This window comes from Streptomyces sp. GC420 (genome assembly GCF_009916105.1).
Taxonomy (GTDB): domain Bacteria; phylum Actinomycetota; class Actinomycetes; order Streptomycetales; family Streptomycetaceae; genus Streptomyces.
The window spans coordinates 1-3555 of sequence record NZ_JAAAXQ010000566.1 but is presented as its reverse complement, the minus strand read 5'-3'; the positions used below and the strand labels follow the sequence as shown (position 1 = coordinate 3555).

The 3555-nt window shown below is 72.9% G+C and carries 2 protein-coding genes and 1 pseudogene; 2 read left to right on the top strand and 1 reads right to left on the bottom strand.

Annotated features, from left to right (window positions below; translation table 11 throughout):
* Nucleotides 1–467: pseudogene (locus GUY61_RS36205) on the bottom strand (hypothetical protein); the annotation flags it as partial.
* 373 nt (nucleotides 468–840) lie between these two features.
* Between GUY61_RS36205 and GUY61_RS36200 the strand changes: the two are divergent.
* Together GUY61_RS36200 and GUY61_RS36195 are read left to right on the top strand one after the other, a co-directional pair.
* On the top strand, nucleotides 841–2001 hold the full coding sequence (locus GUY61_RS36200; RefSeq protein ID WP_166634543.1) for an Ig-like domain-containing protein: 1161 nt from the start codon (nucleotides 841–843) through the stop codon (nucleotides 1999–2001).
* Nucleotides 2002–2253: 252 nt separating this feature from the next.
* Entirely contained in the window at nucleotides 2254–3504 is a 1251-nt protein-coding gene (locus tag GUY61_RS36195; protein ID WP_166634542.1) for an Ig-like domain-containing protein, read from the top strand.
* The last annotated feature ends 51 nt before the right edge of the window (nucleotides 3505–3555 follow it).

The following is a 3555-nucleotide window of genomic DNA, read 5'->3' as shown; positions in this document are numbered from 1 at the left end:
CCGCCGGCCCACACCGCGAAGTTCGTGCCCGCCACCCCGTCGGGCCCCACCCGGTACCGCGCACCGAGCGGTGTCGCCGCCCCGGGCCACACCTCGGGCGCCGCATGCCTGCCGTCGCCGGCCGGCGCCCGCCGCGAGGAGGTGCGCGGCTCTCCCTCCCCGGCGGGGCCGGTCCCCTCCGCCAGGCCGAGCGCGGCGCCCGGGCCCGCGCCGTTCTCCCGTGCCGGGCCCGCGCCGTTCTCCCGTGCCGGGGCCGGGACGCGCACGGCCGTCGTGCCGGCCGCCGGGCCCGGGGCGTGGTCGCCGGGAGCCGGGCGGGCGCCCCTCGCGCCGGGCGCCGTGCTTCCGTGGGCCGTGTCGCCGGGTTCCGCGGGGGCCGAGCCGTTGGCGGCCGAGCCGTCCCGCGGAGCAAGGGGATCGGCGACTTCCTCCGGCGTGGGGCCGTTTCGCTCCGCTGCGCTTGTCACGTCTCCGCCTCCGCGGCTCGCGGCCTGGACCCGGCCACCGCGTGCGGCGACCCGGCCGAGGACCCGGGCCGAGCCACCCGCACCCCTCGGTGCGCGGGTCCCCGGGCGTCCCGGCCCCGGGTCCGGCTCGTGGGTCCTCCCACCTGTTCTGCCCGGAACTGACCCCCGCCTCACGTTCGGGCCGGTGGCGGCGCGCGTCATCATCGGGCGGAATGCTTCGTTTCCTCCCGTCGCACGAGTCGTTGGGCCCGGCGTGACTGCAGTGACACGGGCGACACGGGTGACAGGGGCGGCAGGCGCGGTACGAGCGGGGCGGACCTCGCGGGCCGCACGCCCGGCGCGTTCGGTACGGGCGGTCGTGGCCGCCGTACTGATGGGGGCGGGACTCGTCACCGGCTGTTCCGGCGGCCTCGGCCTCGGCTTCGACGACGACAAGAAGCGCGCCGCCCGCCACGCCATCATGATCACGCCCGGGGACGGCGAGAAGGACGTCGCCACGGATGCGCGCGTCGAGGTGACCGTGCCGGACGGGCGGCTGGAACGGGTCCGGGTGACCCGGGCGGAGGACGCCCGTCGCACCCGGGTGCGGGGCCGGATCACGGCGGACGGGCTCGGCTGGCGGCCGGCCGGCGTCCACCCCCTCGCCCCGGCGGCCCGGTACACCGTGGACGCGGTCGCCCTGGACGGGCACGGCCGCCGCCACGCCCGGCGCACCACCTTCTCCACGAAGGTGCCGGAACACCGTTTCGTCGGCTACTTCGTGCCGGAGAACCGCTCCACCGTCGGCGCCGGGATGATCGTGTCCTTCGAGTTCAACCGGCCCGTCGAGGACCGCGCCGCCGTCGAGCGCGCGATCCGGGTGCGGGCCGAGCCCGCCGTCGAGGTCGCCGGGCACTGGTTCGGCAAGCAGCGCCTCGACTTCCGGCCGCGCGAGTACTGGAGGCCGGGCACCCGCGTCACCGTCGACATCGGCCTGCGCGACGTCAGTGCCGCCCCCGGCGTCTACGGCGTCCAGGACAGGACCGTGCGCTTCACCGTCGGTCGACGCCAGGTCAGCCGGGTGGACGCCGCCGCCCACACCATGGAGGTGCGCCGCGACGGGCGGCTCCTCGCGAGACTGCCGGTCACGGCGGGAGCCCCGAAGACCAGGACGTACAACGGGAAGATGGTGGTGACCGAGATGCTCGAGGTCACCCGGATGAACAGCAGGACCGTCGGCTTCGGCGGCGAGTACGACATCCCCGACGTCCCGCACGCCCTGCGCCTGACCACCTCGGGCACCTTCCTGCACGGCAACTACTGGGCCTCGTACGGCACTTTCGGAGAGGCGAACGTCAGCCACGGCTGCATCGGGCTGCGAGACGTACAGGGCGGCAGTTCCAGGACCCCGGCCGGCTGGTTCTTCGACCGCAGCCTCGTCGGGGACGTCGTCGAGGTGGTCAACTCCCGTGACAGGACGGTCGCCCCGGACAACGGTCTGGGCGGCTGGAACCTGGGCTGGGCGGACTGGAAGGCGGGCTCCGCGCTGTCCTGAGGCGCCCGCCCGGGGTCCCGGCCGCACCGGCCGGGGCGCCCGCCGGGGGTCCCCTCGCGCCGCCGCGGCTCCGCGCACGTCCCGTGACCTGGGCGGTCGTACTCCTGTCAGGTGCCTATTGGGACTGAACGGTGACATTCGCGGGGATCTCTCCCTGTCCGCCGTGTGGTTATCTATCGCCAGCGCGTGAGGACCACGCGGGGGTTGCGGGCCGTACACAGCTGGCACGGCCGTGCGAGGGGAGAGAACGACGTGAACGGGCTGCCGATATCGGGGGCATCGGCCGGGGGACGGCGGATACACGGACGAGGGGGACTTCTTCCCCTGCTGCTGGCCGCGCTGGTGCTGCTGGTCACGGCCTGCTCCGGCGGCGGGAGCGGCGGCAACGGGGCGGAGGAGGGCAAGAAGCCCGGGAAGGCGGTCGCTTCGGGGCCGTCGGAGGCCGTCGTCACCATCCGGCCCAAGGACGGCGCCGAGTCCGTCGGGACGAGCGGCGCCCTCAAGGTGACCGCGAGCAAGGGCGAACTGACCTCCGTGGAGGTCAAGGACTCCAAGGGCAACACCGTCGAGGGCAGGATCGCGAAGAACGGCTCCACATGGACGCCGACCGTGCACCTCGCCTCCGAGACCGAGTACCGGGTGCACGCGGTCGCCAAGGACTCCGAGGGCCGTGAGTCCGCCAAGGAGTCCAGCTTCACCACCCTCATCCCCGCGAACACCTTCATCGGCCACTTCACCCCCGAGGACGGCTCCAAGGTCGGTGTCGGCATGCCGGTGTCGCTGCGCTTCACCCGCGGCATCACCGACCCGGAGGCGGTCGAGAAGGCGATCGGGGTGACCGCCGAGCCGGCGGTGGAGATCCGCAGCAAGTGGTACGGCAACGACCGCCTGGACTTCCGCCCCGAGGAGTACTGGAAGCCCGGCACCAAGGTCACCCTCAACCTCAACCTCGACGGCGTCGAGGGCCGTCCGGGGGTGTACGGCAAGCAGGCCAAGAAGGTGACCTTCACCATCGGCCGCAGCCAGGTCAGCACGGTCGACGCGAAGAAGCACACGATGGTCGTCGAGCGTGACGGCAAGGTGCTGAAGAAGATCCCGATCACGGCCGGCGCCCCCTCCACGACGACGTACAACGGCCAGATGGTCATCAGCGAGAAGCACCGTGTGACCCGGATGAACGGCGAGACCGTCGGCTTCGGCGGCGAGTACGACATCGCCGACGTGCCGGACGCGATGCGCCTGTCCACCTCCGGCACGTTCATCCACGGCAACTACTGGGCGTCCCCCTCCACCTTCGGGTCGGCGAACGTCAGCCACGGCTGCGTGGGCCTGCGCGACGTCCGCGGCGCGTACGACAGGAGCACGCCCGCCGCCTGGTTCTTCGACAACTCGATCATCGGCGACGTCGTCGTCGTCAAGAACTCCGACGACAAGCAGATCCAGTGGTGGAACGGCCTCAACGGCTGGAACCTCGACTGGGACGAATGGAAGAAGCAGTCGTAGCCCGTACGAGTCGCGTACGGCACGGGGCGGGCCCGGTGTGAATCATCACAC

Excerpts from the sequence above, each read along its gene's own strand:
- GUY61_RS36200 (WP_166634543.1), top strand. The coding sequence starts at position 841 with ATGGGGGCGGGACTCGTCACCGGCTGTTCCGGCGGCCTCGGCCTCGGC.